The following is a 16,146-nucleotide window of genomic DNA, read 5'->3' on the forward strand; positions in this document are numbered from 1 at the left end:
AGAATATTCCAAGTCGGTCTCCTTAATCATCAAGAGAGCATATTATACACCCATTTTACCATTTCTTTACTCCACTATTCTGCCCGTTAGTTTTAACGGCCCCAGTCTAAAATTTTATTATCCAGTCTAGTACTTTATTTATCAGTCTAAAACTTTGTTATCTCTGTACAATCGTGACCGTTAAAGACTGACCCACCCGTCCAACCATACAGTCGTGTGCCTGTGCATTCATGGCTCGACTTATGATAAAGTGGTTTTGAAGAAAAAAGGAGGATGGCATGTATGCAAAATCAAATGGGTTCTGACGCTTTGCCGCCAAAAACCTGTACAATCGATCGTTTAATTACCGTGAAGCCGGATATCGAGAAAGTATTGTCGGGACAAAAAACCGCGACCCGGCGCAATGGACGCTACGCAGATGTTGGTGAAATCATGACCCTCGAAGGCCACGAATTTGTAATAGACAAGGTTTATTCACAGTCGCTCGGGGAATTAACCGATGATAATGCCAAGCAAGAGGGATATTCAAATGTAGAGGAATATAAGCAATCCATTCTATCATCTCATCCTGGGATGCCTTGGCTGCCGCAAATGAGAGTGTGGGTCCATGAATTTAGCCCGGACAAGAAAAAATAACGGTGGGCATTTTATTATATAAGGCGATTCTTTATCTACATATTCTCAGTGCCATGATGTCCATTGGACCGTTTTTTGTTCTGCTATCCATGATGAAAAGATTGCGAGAGGCTGACCTCACCAAACAACAAGCCTATCTGGATACTTTCAGGTCTACCACACGTTTGGCGAAGCATGCCGGTCATGTTTTGGTCATATCCGGGGTATTGCTAGTCATGGGTGGAAATTGGTCATGGAAGTCGTCCTGGATCGTGATGACCATATTGATCCTGGTAAGCTCCTTATATTTCCTAGCACGCGCATTTTCGCCGAAGATACGGAAGTTTAATGAAACTGACCAGGACAAGGATAAATTGGTGCAGTCGCTTACTCGTTCGATCTGGATCTATTTGTTTCTTTTGCTGGCCATGTTATGGTTCATGGTGGTGAAGCCTGAGGTATGGTAGAGATGATCGTCCTTCACTTGTCCAAGATGACCTCTAACTGTGTTCTCGTTCACTGATGGAAAAAGGCGCCTCAGGTGTCTTTTTCTTTTTTGTTAACTAGCAGGTTATATCTGCCGGATTAATTGGCATTTGATCTTCTTTTAATTCGATAACCAATTCCTCGATGTGTTTCATTTGCCGATACACCCGGCGGATGGTGCCGGTGCTGCACAATGCATTGCGTCTCGGTCGGTGTCCCTAAGATCTTCGCTTTTTTCTCCTGTTTCCTCTACGAACATTTTATTGTGATCCGATTTTTAGATTCTCTAAAAGATTGAAGAATGCGATCTGTTACGCTAGAGAAGAATATTTTCAGACGTAGCGACTTGTGGAGTCCTACCGAGCGGAGAAGGGATGAGCGGGCAAAAGAAACGCAACGTGCCCGCGCTACGAAGCGGCTACCACTTTTGCGTTTCCCCGCGAATCCCTTCTTAGCGGACAGTCTCAGCCCCCAGCAGGACGGAGCCTGGAGCCTAGACTGGAAATATTCTTCTCTTCACCGCAGCCACATAACAGAATCCTCAGCAAAAAAAGAAGAACCTGGCACATCCATGCAGGCTCTCCCTTCTGAATTTACACATTAATCTCCAAAAACCATTCGCGAATCGCATCTTGCAGCTTTTGCAAAGCCGTCGCATTCGTTGCTTCACAATAGATGCGTACCAACGGTTCTGTGCCAGACGGACGGATCAAGATCCAATGTCCTTCCTCGAGCAACAGCTTGACCCCATCCACACGTTGAATCTCCAAAACCTGATAAGGACCAACGAGTGCAGGAGGCTTGGCGATCATTTGCTGTACCCATTGATCTTTTTCCGGCAATTTCATATCAAGCCGCGTATGGAACAGCTCGCCGAACTGTTCGTATACATCTCGCAGTATTTGATCGATTCCTTTGTTTTCATGCGCGCACATCTCGGCGAGCAACAAATTGATGAGTACGCCGTCCTTCTCTGGGATGTGACCGAGAATACTGGCCCCGCCACTTTCCTCTCCGCCGATGAGCACGTCGCCTTTGCGCATTTCCTCACCTACATACTTGAAGCCGACTGGCGTCTCCACCAGCTCAAGACCATAATGCTTAGCCATCCGATCCAGTAGATGCGTAGTCGCTACTGTCCTGACAATCCGTCCGGTCAAACCACGATTTTTTCTCAAATGATAGGTTAGGAGCACGAGTGCTTCGTTTGGCGTGATGTACTGTCCGAAGCGGTCGACGACTCCGAAGCGATCCGCGTCCCCATCATTGGCAAGACCAAGAGATGCTTGGCGTTCTACGACTTCTTTTTTTAGCAAATGCAAATGCTTATCGTTTGGCTCAGGCAAATCTCCTCCAAAAGCCGCATCCGGGACTTCTCGGATTCCGACGTTTTTCACCCCCGCCTCTGACAAAAAACCGCTCACGTAGCCCATGCCTGCACCATGCATGGCATCGACAACAACGGACAAGGACGAGTTTTGCAAAACATCCATGTTTATCATCCGTCTAAGATGCGCCTCGTAATGAGGTCGCAGCACAATGATTTGCAGCAGCTTGCGGGCCTTTGCTTCCGCGAGGGAAATCGTACGTACCGATTTCGCCTGGTAGGTTTCGGTGATCCACTCTTCCAATCTTTGCGTGATCGCAGGCGTTGCAGGCCCAGCATACTCCGGAATGTATTTAATGCCGTTATATTCGGGTGGATTGTGACTGGCCGTGATCATGATTGCGCCACTCGCTGCAAAATGCTTCACTCCAAAGGCTACGGCAGGCGTTGGCGCTGCTTCGTTCACCAAATAGGTACGAATGTCATTCGCGGTCAGGACAGCTGCAACCTCCTCAGCAAAGCGTCTCCCCAAAAACCGCGTGTCGTGCCCGACCAAAACAGGCTGCTCCTGTTGTCCGATTTCTTTGGTATAGCTGGCGATGGCTTGTGCGACAATGCGGACATTCTTGACAGTAAAGCCATCTGCGATTATGTCACGCCAACCGTCCGTACCGAAACGGATCGTTGTCATCTCCTCATCTCTCCCCTCGTTACCGCAACTCATTCACCTTCTCCAAATAACGCAAAACAGTGGCAACATAAGTAGCATGCGACCACGTCAGCGGTGCAACGGATACGGGAGCACCTGTATACGGATCGAGCTGTTCGGATAGCACGCCACTTTGTAGAGCATGGCGTACGACCCAGGCCAGTCTGTTCTTTGGCTCTTGGAGTTCATCGAGCGATTTTGCCTTGGCAATTTCCCAATCAGCCACCCATAACGTGCAAATGATCCATGGATTCCCCGGCACATTCGCCGTGTCATGTGATTTTTTGAAATAGTAATCCCCTTGATAACGAGCAATTCCACCGATCACAGTATCTACCCGCAAACTCTTTTTGACAGCTTCCATTGTCCGCTCAACTCTCGGATCGTCTACGGAAAACACATCAAGCGCAAACAAGGCGAATAAGCTGCTCTCCACCGTGAAATCTTTTTCGACACTCCCATCTGCTCTTACATAAATCCCTCGCAGAAAACGCCCGATTTCAGGGTCGTACAGATGTTTTTCCATTGCCCCACGAATGCGCTCTGCCCCTTCTGCGTAGCGTTTGTAGCGCCGATCATCCCCGAACAACTGGGCGAAACGAGCCGCAGCCATTAAGCCCGCGAAAACCGTAGCACTGGTAAACGTAAAAATTCCCCGTCGCTCTTCCCATAAGTCGTAGCTTGGATTCGGGAGTTGCAGCTCTGGATGGACATACTCCAGCAAAAAGCGGGCCGCCGGACGAACCAGCGTGGGATATAGCGCCTGGCAGTCTTCAATTTGCTTGCCGCTCTTGTATTGCTCCCAGAGCGCGTACAGCACGAGCGCCGTCTCATCCTCCTGAATCGGGAGCTGAATTTCTCCGTCAACAATATACGGATGCCAACTGGAACCGACAGACCCATCTGGATTGTACTTGTGCAGCAAATACCCTTCCTTATTCAAGGCATCTGCGCAAAATCGAAAAAATGGTGCGACCACTCCCGTATAGCCTGCTTTCGCCATCGCACTCGCAATCAACGCCCCATCTCTTGGCCACATGTAGCTGTAATGGTCGCGATTGAATTGGAGAATATCCGAGTCATTCGCAGCGAGAATAGCTCCGTTCTGATCGATTTGCGTGCGCACGAGTAGCAAGCTGGTCTTGTACAGATTGACAACCTCTGCCGGAAGATCAGCAAAGTCCCGCTCTTCCTTATTGACCCAACGCTTCCAATACACAGCGACCCGACTGAGCAAACGTTCTGGATCACTTTCGAGTACATACTGGTTCAATACTTTGACATCCTCATACGATTCACCAATGCACATCCAGTAAAAGAGCGCCTTCTCTTCTTGCGGTTGCAGCATGAGGGAAAAGGAGATCGTACTATCTACGGAGCCTTGTGCAATCGGATTACCGGACAAAAGACCATCCTCCGCATCCCTCCAGGTCCCCTCCGCATAGTTGAACCGCTTGATCCCGACGCTATATTGATTGATCCCACCCGTATCCGTTATTCCATTCGCCATGATGTACACATTGCGCTTGTAGTGATAAATGGTGCGCAGGATGGGATCAAAAACAGCGGTATCCCCTACCTCCGTCTCATTCAAGCTGAAATCGTGATTAAAAAACAGCCTGACCTCCCGCACCTCGCTCGTCAAATTCCGAACGCACACCTTTTTCAAATAAATCGGGTCACGCTGATGCACCCCATCTGCAATTTGCAGGGAGATGCCCAGATGTTCATGATGCGCATGAACATCTGTCACCAAAGACTCCTGTCCGTATCCGAGCTTCCGCGTCCAGCCGTCTTCATCCAGCCAGGAAAAGCGACCTTGCACCCATATCCCCAGCTTGCTAAAGTGTCCCCCAACATGATTCAGCTGACCGACATACGGAAAATAGAGATCTCGCATGTGCAGCTTGTCATCAAAATTAATCAGCAGTTTTCCGTTCCCGACGACGAGCGGTCTCGGCATGCCTTCACGTCCTTTTCGTTATAGGCTGTCGATCTCTCTCTTTTCGTGAAACTGATATTCGACAATTCGCCTCGCATAGGAAGAAGCAAGCGTAGCCGCGGTCTCTGCCGTCGCCCCTTGCGAAATCACTTTTACGTGCGAATCCTCTGAATCGGGTAAAATCAGCACCCAGCCGTTCGAATCGTATACCTTGATTCCATCGACGAGCTCCAGCAGCTTGCCTTTGTTTTCTTCCATCACTCTACGCATGACCTTTCCTTTTGCTGCCCATGGGCAAAAGACAGTCTTTTTCTCCATATGGCACGCTGGCAACAGTTCCAACAAAACACTGAGCGGTTTTTCCTCAGAAGCGAGATACGAAAGGATTCTCATGAGGCTGTACACGGCATCAAACATCGGATGAAAGCGCTGTTCGCTCGATACCTCCATCATGGAGCGCGGAGAGACCTTGGTGCGTACAACTTCCATTTGCAACAGCTGGGCCATATGCTCCAATTCAATCGGTGCACTCACAGGAAGACCGATGCGCCGATGTTGACCACTGCAAGCCAGCAGTTGCAGTGCCGTGATCTGTTCATTCGAGAGTTTCTCTCCATGCTCGGTAAACAAGGTAAATTGCTCGCCATTTTTATCGAGACGAACTCCTAAATCCGCTCCCTTTTTACGAATACCCTCTTGTATGGAGCTGTATTGTGCAGAGACTCCCAGTGCATGCAAGAGTGGCGCAAGAAAAGTAGGGAAAAAACGCTGTTCACAATCGATCAGCAGGTGGAAGCGCTGACGCTGGATGGACGGTACATTCAAGTGTTGGACCAATGCATGAAGATAAGCTTCTTGTACTTGATGCTCGACTTGCAGTGCTCCCAACCGATGCAGGTTGCGAACATAAGTCTCTTGCCAGTAAGCATTCTCAATTTTGCGCTCCTTATCACGAGAAATCGGCAAGCCCGCTTGATCGATGAATTGGATGACAATCTCTTTATCATCGACTGGCTCTGCCATATAAATATGAATGCCGCCTCTGCAATCCAGGGAGCGCACGCCGTATCGAATCAAGGGTGAATTGCCAATCCCGAGATCGACTGTATCAATTCCGGAAGAGCACAAGCTCGTCATGATGCTATGCTTCAATAGCTGAGCAAATGGGTGTGCGCATGCAGAGAGCGCAATTTTATCCCCCGCTTGTAGTAAGTACGCGTAGGCAGCAGCAAGTCTCGTGACGAATTCGGGCGTGATGTCAACGTTGCCAATGCCCTTGATTCCATGCGTCCCAAACAAATTTTTCGTTTGCTTGGCACCGTAGATGAGCGAGGTGGTGACAGTCGCATTTTCCCCGACTTCCTTATCCGGCCAAATTTTGACCCCTGCCTTTACCACCGACTTCGCTCCAATGAGGCACTGGTCTCCAATGACCGCCCCTTCCCCGAGTTGTACGCAATCTGCTATTCGGGTGTTGCGGCAGAGGGTCGTTCCTGTGATCTCTGCTTTTTTCCCAATGACACTGTTTTCCCAAATGATAGTCCGGGACAGCTTCGTACCGGAAGAAATTACGGTATTTTTCCCCAGAATGGAATAAGCACCAACGGAAACTCCAGCCTGCAAGTGTACATTTTCACCGATATAGACAGGGCCTTCCAAACGGACCGATGAATCGATGCGAACATCATTTTCCAAGAAAATGCGCGGTGCGATTTCTTGTGCTTTTATTTCGAGATGCACGCGTCCATCCAGCAAATCAAACTGGGCTTGCTGATAAACCTCCAAAGAGCCAATATCAGACCAATAACCACTTGCCTCATATCCGTATAGAGGCTTTGCTGCTTGTAAAAAAGACGGGAAAATTTCCTTGCTGAAATCCACTTCCCGCTCTTCTTCTATATAAGACAAGACCTCGGGCTCGCAGACGTATATCCCGGTATTCACCGTATCGCTAAAAACCTCTGCCCAGCTCGGCTTTTCTAAAAAGCGGGTAATGCGTCCGCTCTCATCTGTCATGACAACTCCGAATTCCAGCGGTGTTTCTACACGAGTCAAAATCAAAGTAGCCAGTGCGTTATTTTGTTCATGGAAACGTACAGCTGCCGACAAATCGATGTCTGTCAACGTATCTCCACTGATCACGACAAAGCGCTCATCGAGAAAATCAGCGCAGTTTTTCACGCTGCCTGCCGTGCCCAAAGGAATTGTTTCTTCAAAATAGACGAGCGAAACACCGTAGCGAGATCCATCACCAAACGTATCGCGGATGACATCAGGCAGATACTGGAGTGTCACTGCTATCTCTGTAATCCCATGCTTTTTCAATAGATCAATCGTGTACTCCATGCAAGGCCGGTTTAAGAGTGGCACCATTGGTTTTGGCGTATGGCATGTTAACGGACGTAGTCGTGTACCTTTTCCCCCAGCCATGATTACTGCCTTCATCTTCTTTTCTTCCTCCTTCATCGTTGCAATCTATGTTGTCATGCCGATTCCCGCGGATACGCCAAGTGAACGGTATAGATCGATGGTTTGACTAGCAAGAAGAGTCCAGTTATAAAACTGTTTAACGTCTTGCATTGCCGTCTGGGCCAGTTGATGCCGCTGATCAGAGTCGCGAAGTAGCCAGCGGAGTTGATTCGTCAAGGATTCGGGGTCGCCTGTGTACATCATGGCGCCGTTTTCTCCATGGCGAACGATCTCACTCAGCCCTCCCGTATCCGCAACAAGTACTGGCGTACCCAGCGCCATCGCTTCCAGTGCAACAATTCCAAAAGGCTCATACAAGCTCGGGAATACCGCCACATCAGCCAAGGCGAACAGCTCATTTCGCCTTGCGTCGTCTACAAAACCCAAGAAGCGGACTTGCTCAGAAAGTCCCATCTGATGAACCAACCGCTTCCACTCGTCTTGCATTGGTCCTCTGCCAGCTATAAGCAACTTCGCATGCGGAAACTCATTGCGTAGCCTTGCCATGGCTTCCAACAATAGATGAACACCTTTTTCCTGGACCAAGCGCCCTACAAAAAAGAGGACCGGTCCATCGCCTATCGCCAACTCCTGCCGAAGCTGTTCACGATTTACATCCGGTAGGGGAATGAGATCGACACCATTGTGAATGACACGTAATTGGGATGATAGTGTTCCGAACAGACGCATGACTTCCGACTCCATATACTTGCTGCAAACGATTATTGAGTCAGAACTTTGTGTTAGCGTACGTTCACACTCATGAATCCTTTGCTGCAACGGTGTATGAATGCCTTGATGCCGACCATGTTCCAAAGCATGAATCGTGCTGATGAGCGAAAGAGGGTACCTCTGTTTCAGTTCGATCGCAGCCCAGCTGACAAGCCAATCGTGAGCGTGGATGACATCTGGTCGCACCCCAAGTGACCAGAGCTGGGAGGCAGCATCGACCATTGCCAAATTCAGTTGAAACACCCATGCCAGAAAGTCAGCTTGTTCAGAAGGAATGTACGTAGGCAAACGGTGTACGTGAATCCCTTCCATCGTCTCATCTATGGAGCATGAATCTGTCGCACGCGTCAGCACATGCACCACGATTCCTTGCTGGACAAGATGCCTAGCGAGATCGTAGACAGCCCGACCAAGCCCCCCTACCACATGAGGGGGAAATTCCCATGCAAGCATCAAAACAGTTTTTGTCGAAGACTGATCTTGCGTAGCCGCTACCAAATGACGCGATACGTTCACTCTATGCGTTTGTTTAGGCAAATAGAACGTGATATCCAAGTCAGGAAAGATCGGAAAGTCAGCTTCTGCTTGTGTAATAGCCTCTTCATCCAGTTGATGCTCTCGATACATCACCAAGAGTGCCCGCATGCGAAACAAATGATCATGAACGCGTTGCACCGCATACCGGGTGACCGTTTGACCGTCTAAAATAAACGCCCAATCACTGCTTTGGGCCAGCATCAATTCGCGTGCAGCCTGCTGGAGGCACCGTAAAGAAAGCTGATCTCCTTTCTGCTCAGAAAAGGTAGTAATCGCACCGATCAGTTCCCGCTCTGCTTGATGCAGATGCCTGTATATCCAGCCATTGTTCTCGTTCAGCCAGACTTCTCCGTAGCCATTTCTTCCCCATGTAGACATAGGCAAGTGGCCGCGATCCTGCTCTGGGTACTCCTCCAAATATTCAGATGGTGTCATTAATTTCACTTCTTTTGAATCACAAACCGTTTTCCGCATGAGGTCATCTAAAAACTGCGGACCCTCGAACCACCAATGACCAAACAGCTCCGCATCATAAGTGGCGACGACCAACGGCTTGCGATCCATCCAGTGACTGGCTTCCTCCACTTGACGCTCTCGGTGATACAGGAAGTGTCCCGCATGTGACGCTGCTTTTTCGCGCGCCCAGCTTGGCTCATACCAGTCCTTATCCCCTTCTTTTCCGGTGATCCGATAGTATTTCAAACCGGTATGCACGCGAATGCCGTCAGGATGGATGTACGCCTCGATGTAGCTCATCTCCCTGTCAAACCCAATGTCCCGGTAGTATTCACGATAGTCATAGTCCCCTGGATAACCATCGCTCGAGCTCCATACCTGGCGGGAAGCCACTTCATCACGGGCAAAGGCAGCCACATCATGCGGCGTGAACAAGGGTGCCAACAACCCTCTGCGAGGTAAAGGCGTCGCATGCTCTATCGTGTGACTGTCTACAAAGAAATACCGAAGCCCTGCCTCTTTCAGCAAGCGATCCAGTCCAGGTGTATATCCGCACTCTGGCAGCCAAATCCCCTTCGGACGTCTTCCCAGAATCCGCTCGTGTGTATTGATGCCCACCTGAAGCTGTGCCCGAATCGCCTCTTCTGTTTCCACATAGGGCAAAAAGGAGTGAGTGGCTGCGCAAGTGATGAGTTCGAGGCATCCGCTATCCGCGATATGCCTAAAGGCCTTGATCAGTTGAAAATCCCACTTGCGGCAATAGGCAATGATGCTTCGAAAACGTTCCACATACATTTTGGCGATACGGTGTTCTTCGGGTTGACCTGCGGTTCGTTTGACTTCCTTCCCAGCCAATTCAACGGTCTTGGCTAGATGTGTGCGAAAGCGTGTCACGATCAGATCATCATCTAGCATGGAAAGTAATGTCGGAGAAATAGCAAGTGTCATGCGAAAAGCGATGCCGTCTGAGAGGAGCTTGTCGAAAACCATGAGCAAGGGAAGATAGCATTCCAGCATGGCTTCATACACCCAGCGCTCTTCCAGGCGATCGTCCCGATCCCCGTGTCGGACATAAGGCAGATGGGCATGCAACACGAGGGAGAGATAACCTTTGTGCACAAATGACACCTCACTTATTTGATGTTTTGGTATACAACGAGTAGGAGGAAAAGTTCTCAAACCAGGAAGGAGTAGCTGGATCGTGGACGGGTTCAACTAACGGTTCCCCCCAGCTAGCTTTTGAATTGTGTGGGGTAACTACCGTTTCCGAGCGTAAAATCGGACAAAACCGATTGTGTTCATATAAACCAAAATCAACAATGTATGTACGTCCTGGCTCCACATCTTTCACGTACCAGGAATGAGCCTCTTCATGTACAAACACATCTCGGACGGAATGCGCATTTTTTCCATCAAATAAGCGTTCGGTAACATCATACAGACGCAAGCCCTTCTGGATGTGACGATAATCAGCTTGCAGGTACGATGCGACCATTCTCATGCGCGGCCAAGTAATTTCCCAATAGATGAATAACACAGTCGGTCCTTGTGCCATGACTTTGACAATGTCCCGACCATAAAACGCAGGCAATTGCCATTCCAATTCCGTTCTAGCGGGAGGTGGTGTCTCTGGCTTCGCACGGTCTTTTTTCAGGCGATACTTAACTTGACCGATCGTTAAGCCGCACTCTCTGGCAATTTGTGCAATGGACATGGATCGTGAACGCAGTTCGAGAATTTTTTCCAGCATCTTCTAGCACTCCCCCTCCGCCAACTTCGCCTATCTGTGCTTTCCCAATGTCAATCATAGCCAATGCTTCTAACAAAGACTGTCGAATGCTGGATGCACATCCCTTCTTCTTTTGTCGATCAACAATCAGGTTTTCGTCATAGGCAAACAAAAGTCGCTCTTCTTCCATTCTTACAAAGCTACTTCTCTAGACATTCTTTTCTTTTTGGCAAATAGGAAGAAAGAGCTATATTCCGTCATCTTTTGTTTTATTTGTAAGGATTTTCATGTTGGATACCGATACTATAAAATATTCAATTCTACTTCCAAAAAGAATGAAAAAGGAGTCAATGAAGAAATGAATCGTTCATGGATTAGCATGGTAACAGCAGGATCAATTGCAATTTCAACGGTAGCGGTAGGCATGCCACTAGCAGCTCAAGCCAAAAGCACACTGCCAAGCCCATCCCAAGAGCCCAATGATTCGCAAATTGGTCATACACCGGTTCAGGAAAACATGTCGAAACAACAGTTACGCCAAGCAGCCAAACAGGAGAAGTACAGCATTTCGCACCTGAATACATTAGACAATTCAGAGCTTGTTGAATTGTTGAAGGAAATCAGTTGGACGCAAATCCCTGAGCTGTTTACTTACAACGAAGACACCCAGGAATTTTATGAAGATCGGGAGCGGGTTCAGGCGATCATCGATGCCTTGCAAGAGAGTGGCAAGAACTTCACCAAGGATGACGAGCAAGGCATACATACATATGTAGAGGTTTTGCGTTCGGGGTATTACTTGGGGTATTACAATAATGAATTAAAGTATTTGATGGAGCCAAAGTATAAGCAAAACATTATTCCAGCACTTCAAGCCATTACTTCCAATCCAAATTTCAACTTAGGTACAAAGACCCAAAACGAAATCATCAGTTCTACGGGAAAATTAATTAGCAACACGACTGTTGATTCTGAGACAATCGGTCTTCTGTCAAAAGTAATGGAGGACTTTAACGACAATCGGGATAAATGGTCAGATGATCGCGAAGCAAGCGAGGCCTTTTACAGCGTCCTTCAAGGTGTTGGCTATGTTCTGATTTGGGGTGTAGATGATTCAGAAAGAGATGAGCTAAAAGGCAGCATCGACGCATTTCTCGACCCCATTTTTGACATGGCGGAAAATGGTGACACTTCCGCTGATCACGTATGGTTGACGAACAATGCCTTGTATTACACAGGGAAATTAGGAAGCTACTACAGTGATCCAGACAAAGCCAATGACATTTTGACGAAAGCGATGAAAACTTATAAAAAGTGGAGCGAGCCATACTTCACTGCCGCGCAACAAATCGAGGAAACATATGGCGAGGATGCCAATGGAAACAAAATCGACCTCGAGGAAATGAAAAAAGAAGGGAAAAAGCATTATCTTCCGCAGCAATTTACTTTTGATGGCGGAGCGGTTGTGTTCAAAACGGGAGATAAACTAACAGAAGAACAGGTTGAGCGCTTGTATTGGGCATCCAAGGAAGTGAAGGCACAATTTCATCGTGTCATCGGCAATGACAAGGAGCTAGAGAGCGGTAATCCGGATGATGTACTGACTATTGTCATCTACAATACGCCTGATGAATATAAAATGAATCGCTTCTTGTACGGATACGACACAGATAATGGTGGTATCTATATTGAGGGTACCGGCACTTTCTTCACCTACGATCGGACAAAAGAACAAAGCATCTACAGTCTGGAAGAGCTGTTCCGTCATGAATTCGTCCATTATTTGCAAGGAAGATATGAAGTACCGGGCATGTGGGGACGTGGAGAGATTTATGAGAACAGCCGCTTGCCTTGGTATGAAGAAGGCGGAGCTGAGTTTTTCGCAGGTGCTACCCGAACAGAAGGAATCAAGCCTCGTCAATCAGTTGTAGGCAATATCCGAAATGCATCGTCTTATCTCGATTACACTGCGGCAGATATGATGCGTGCCAAATATGGAACCCTGGCATTCTACGACTATTCATTTGCACTTCAGTACCATATGTTCAAGAATGATTTTGCTCGTCTGGATAAAATCAATGATACGATCCGTTCCAATGATGTATCAGCTTATGATAATTTGATCGAAGATTTCAGCCGTGATCGCGCTCTTGAACGTGGCTATCAAGAAACGCTAGAAGAATTGATCGACCAGTATGAAGAGTTGGATGTCCCTCTCGTTTCAGATGATTACTTACAAAAAGTGGACGTGACGAGCAAAGAAGAGGTTTATCGTCAAATCGCAGAGGTTGCCTCTCTGACCGATGTAAAAACAGATGAAAAGGACTCTGAGGAATTCCGCAGCTTCACGTTGCGCGGGGTCTATACGGGAGGAGCTTCCCAAGGGGAATATCAGGATTGGCAAGAAATGAATCGCCTCACAGATGGATTCCTCAAGGAATTATCAGATCTTTCCTGGAATGGCTATGACACGGTTACGAGCTACTTCACCAATTATCGTACGACAAAAGATGGACGTTTTGCCTATGATGTCGTGTTCCACGGGAAGCTGGCTCAAGAAGATGGCTCCGAAACAGAACAGCCAACCCCTGACGAATCGTCTATTACATTGGGTAAGCAGATAACTGGTATCATCCATCCACAAAAACCGAATCAGGAGTTCCGTCTCGATGTGAAATCAGCCCAACAGCTTCAAGTAGAGATGGAAACGAAGCAAGGAGATGGAGTGGCGTGGCTTGTATTCCACGAGTCTGATAGAGAGAACTACATCGCCTATCCCACCAAGCGTGAAGGTAACAAGCTGATCGGATCATTCGATGCAAAACCTGGGACTTACTATGTGACTGCTTATACGTATCGTACAGGACAAGAGGACCAACCGTTTACCTTATTGGTTACGGGTGAAGATAGCCCGCAAGAGCAACTCTATCAAGAAAGCGAGAGCAATGATTCTATCGAGCAAGCAAATGGTCCATTGCCGATAGGTACGTCTGTTTCAGGTGACATGAAAGGAAACGACTGGCAAGATATCTTTGCCTTCCAAGTAGATAAGCCAGAAGAAATACGTATTTCTCTGAACCCTCAGCAGGGACAAGGTGTGACTTGGATGCTATTCCACGAAGGAAATCAAGATCAGCCTGTAGCGTACCCACAAGAGATAGAGGGAAATCTGCAAAGCGCCCATTATCAAGTAATGCCTGGCCGTTACTACTTGTATGTGTACAAATATCAAAATGAAGACGTTGTGTATACGGTAGAGACCAAGCAGCGCTAATCTGCAAAACAAAAACACCCCCAAACGAGCTACAAAAATCGTTTGGGGGTGTTCGTTTCTCTCCTGTTTTTTACAGTTATCGGCGCTTTGTAATTCGCCCAGAGCCCCCTACCTTCGTTCGTGGAGGCGATTTACTTTTCGGCGGGGAAAAGCTCGAGCGTTTGGATGAGACAGATCCACTCGACTTCGAAGATTGTCCGCTGGAAGAACGAATAATTTTACCTGAACTACCGCTAGAAGACGACTCCCCCTGCTTCTTGAAAAGGCTTCCGTCAGAACCTACCGTACCATCCGTGTTCTTCGCATTACTCCGTTTGAAAATACTTCCCGTACCCTCTTTGGTAATTGGCGGCGCAACTTTTTTGTCCTCGATTGTAGGCACGCGATACGTTCCGGAAGGCTTGTATATATCCTTGCTAGAGTAGCCACGATAGCTGCCCTTTTTACTTTTCTTAAGCCCGTCGAACAAATCATCCAGTACGCTAGCTACAATGTATCCTTGCAAAAACGAAGAATCGTAGTTTTGCCGGACATACTCTTTGCTGTCGACCTCGATCAACGTATCCGTCGGCTTGGCAGCGTCTTGCTGCAGATGGTATATCTCGTCCGGGTAAATGAGGAACATATGCTGCGGATCTTCTTTGGAGATTTCATCTGGCGTATTCTGCTCCGCCAGCTCCAAGGCTACCTCCGGTACAGTCTTGTCTTCCGCACGATAGACGCGTGACGACTGTCCATTGTCCTTGGTTGAGACAGATTCAAGCGGATATGTCTCGCCAACTGCAGGGCTGCCACAACCCGCTAGCGTAAGGAGGAACAACGCCGGAATCAGCAGGAGCTTGATTGATTTCATCCATGGATTTGGCATGTACTTGTCCCTCCTCTCTATGTGCCGCGCAGCACCTGCACATCCGCTGGCAGAACACTTTCTCCCTCATAGAGCATAAAACGGCCATCCTGCCACTCGATTCGCAGCAACTGGCGTTGATCGGATTGGAATTGCCAGATGTACTGCTCCCCTGATGTGTGAAACGGCGCTTTCCCCACAGTCTGGACGGAGCCATTATATTGCTCCTCCAAATGGTAGGTAACATCGTCCATCTCGATTGTAGTTGGTACTTCGTCTATTGAATCCAGTCGTCCATCAATCACGCTATACAGATGATAGACAACCTTCTCCCGTTCCTCGATATACAGGTAGCGAATGGTCGTTCCATCCTGCAACGTAAGCATTGTGGCTTTGCGACTCGCATTACTCGCCTTCCCTATTACTTGATAGGTAACGAGCGATACATCGACCACATCACCCGGTCCCACCGTCAGGATGCTCTTCTCCGGTGCAGGAGGCTCATGCTTGGCAAAAATGTTTTGGATTCGCTTCATCAAACTCATGCTGTACTCCCTTCCCTATCACGTCTTACAGACATGCAGCCAAAATCAAGGCACCCACGAGATGGAATGAACCCGCCATCATGGCATGTGCCACTTTTCCTTCCTGCGTCCCTTTTTCCAAGTCCAGTCCGGCCACTTGCTTTAACAGCCACTCCACGATTCTCTCCAAAAGGAACAGAATGATAAATGAGAGCACAGAAACGAGCAGTGCTGTCCACAATAGGTTGGAAGTAATAATAGATTGCGATAAGATGTATCCTTGCGCAAACAGCTTCATGACAAAACGCGTCGTGACCGCGATGTTTCCATTTTTGATTTCCGTGATGTCCTTGTATTTCGTAAACAACGAATCGATCCACATCAAAACAAAAAGTAAAATGCCGCCGGCTCCTGTCCAAACCAGCATCCCTAGTATTTCTGTCCACGTCAAAGCGAATCACTCCACTTTCGTCAAGGTGTTTAAGGTCTGAAAAAAAGG

The 16,146-nt window shown here is 48.0% G+C and carries 10 protein-coding genes and 1 pseudogene; 3 read left to right on the forward strand and 8 right to left on the reverse strand.

Going from position 1 to position 16,146, the window contains the following annotated elements; translation table 11 throughout:
- The first annotated feature begins 282 nt into the window (after nt 1–282).
- Both ACFVS2_RS08500 and ACFVS2_RS08505 read left to right on the forward strand, forming a co-directional pair.
- Nucleotides 283–636, forward strand: coding sequence for an ASCH domain-containing protein (locus ACFVS2_RS08500; protein WP_390233010.1), 354 nt, complete (start codon nt 283–285; stop codon nt 634–636).
- 2 nt (nt 637–638) lie between these two features.
- On the forward strand, nt 639–1,082 hold the full coding sequence (locus ACFVS2_RS08505; RefSeq protein ID WP_390233012.1) for a DUF2269 family protein: 444 nt from the start codon (nt 639–641) through the stop codon (nt 1,080–1,082).
- 612 nt (nt 1,083–1,694) lie between these two features.
- Here ACFVS2_RS08505 and ACFVS2_RS08510 read toward each other — a convergent pair.
- From ACFVS2_RS08510 to ACFVS2_RS08530, 5 genes are read right to left on the reverse strand one after another with little or no spacing between them, the layout of a single operon-like run.
- Nucleotides 1,695–3,119 (reverse strand): phosphoglucomutase/phosphomannomutase family protein, encoded by a 1,425-nt coding sequence (locus tag ACFVS2_RS08510; protein WP_390233014.1) that lies wholly within the window; start codon nt 3,117–3,119, stop codon nt 1,695–1,697.
- Nucleotides 3,120–3,138: 19 nt separating this feature from the next.
- Entirely contained in the window at nt 3,139–5,100 is a 1,962-nt protein-coding gene (locus ACFVS2_RS08515; protein WP_390233016.1) for a glycoside hydrolase family 15 protein, read from the reverse strand.
- A gap of 18 nt (nt 5,101–5,118) precedes the next feature.
- The gene (locus tag ACFVS2_RS08520; RefSeq protein ID WP_390233017.1) at nt 5,119–7,524 is read right to left on the reverse strand and encodes a sugar phosphate nucleotidyltransferase; all 2,406 of its coding nucleotides are present in this window, start codon (nt 7,522–7,524) and stop codon (nt 5,119–5,121) included.
- A gap of 30 nt (nt 7,525–7,554) precedes the next feature.
- Nucleotides 7,555–10,392 (reverse strand): 1,4-alpha-glucan branching protein domain-containing protein, encoded by a 2,838-nt coding sequence (locus tag ACFVS2_RS08525; RefSeq protein WP_390233019.1) that lies wholly within the window; start codon nt 10,390–10,392, stop codon nt 7,555–7,557.
- 10 nt (nt 10,393–10,402) lie between these two features.
- Nucleotides 10,403–11,023, reverse strand: coding sequence for a DUF4912 domain-containing protein (locus tag ACFVS2_RS08530; protein ID WP_390233021.1), 621 nt, complete (start codon nt 11,021–11,023; stop codon nt 10,403–10,405).
- 314 nt (nt 11,024–11,337) lie between these two features.
- Here ACFVS2_RS08530 and ACFVS2_RS08535 point away from each other — a divergent pair.
- Nucleotides 11,338–14,276: pseudogene (locus tag ACFVS2_RS08535) on the forward strand (collagenase).
- Between the two features lie 76 nt (nt 14,277–14,352).
- Here the strand turns inward: ACFVS2_RS08535 and ACFVS2_RS08540 are convergent.
- The 3 genes from ACFVS2_RS08540 to ACFVS2_RS08550 are packed head-to-tail and all read right to left on the reverse strand — an operon-like array spanning nt 14,353 to nt 16,098.
- Nucleotides 14,353–15,144, reverse strand: coding sequence for a DUF4247 domain-containing protein (locus ACFVS2_RS08540; RefSeq protein ID WP_173617246.1), 792 nt, complete (start codon nt 15,142–15,144; stop codon nt 14,353–14,355).
- Nucleotides 15,145–15,161: 17 nt separating this feature from the next.
- A complete protein-coding gene (locus ACFVS2_RS08545) occupies nt 15,162–15,668 on the reverse strand; it encodes a DUF4178 domain-containing protein (protein ID WP_173617245.1) in 507 nt (168 codons plus the stop codon).
- A gap of 25 nt (nt 15,669–15,693) precedes the next feature.
- On the reverse strand, nt 15,694–16,098 hold the full coding sequence (locus ACFVS2_RS08550) for a DUF350 domain-containing protein (protein WP_007717777.1): 405 nt from the start codon (nt 16,096–16,098) through the stop codon (nt 15,694–15,696).
- Nucleotides 16,099–16,146 lie beyond the last annotated feature (48 nt).

Source organism: Brevibacillus sp. NPDC058079 (assembly GCF_042885155.1).
Classification (GTDB): domain Bacteria; phylum Bacillota; class Bacilli; order Brevibacillales; family Brevibacillaceae; genus Brevibacillus.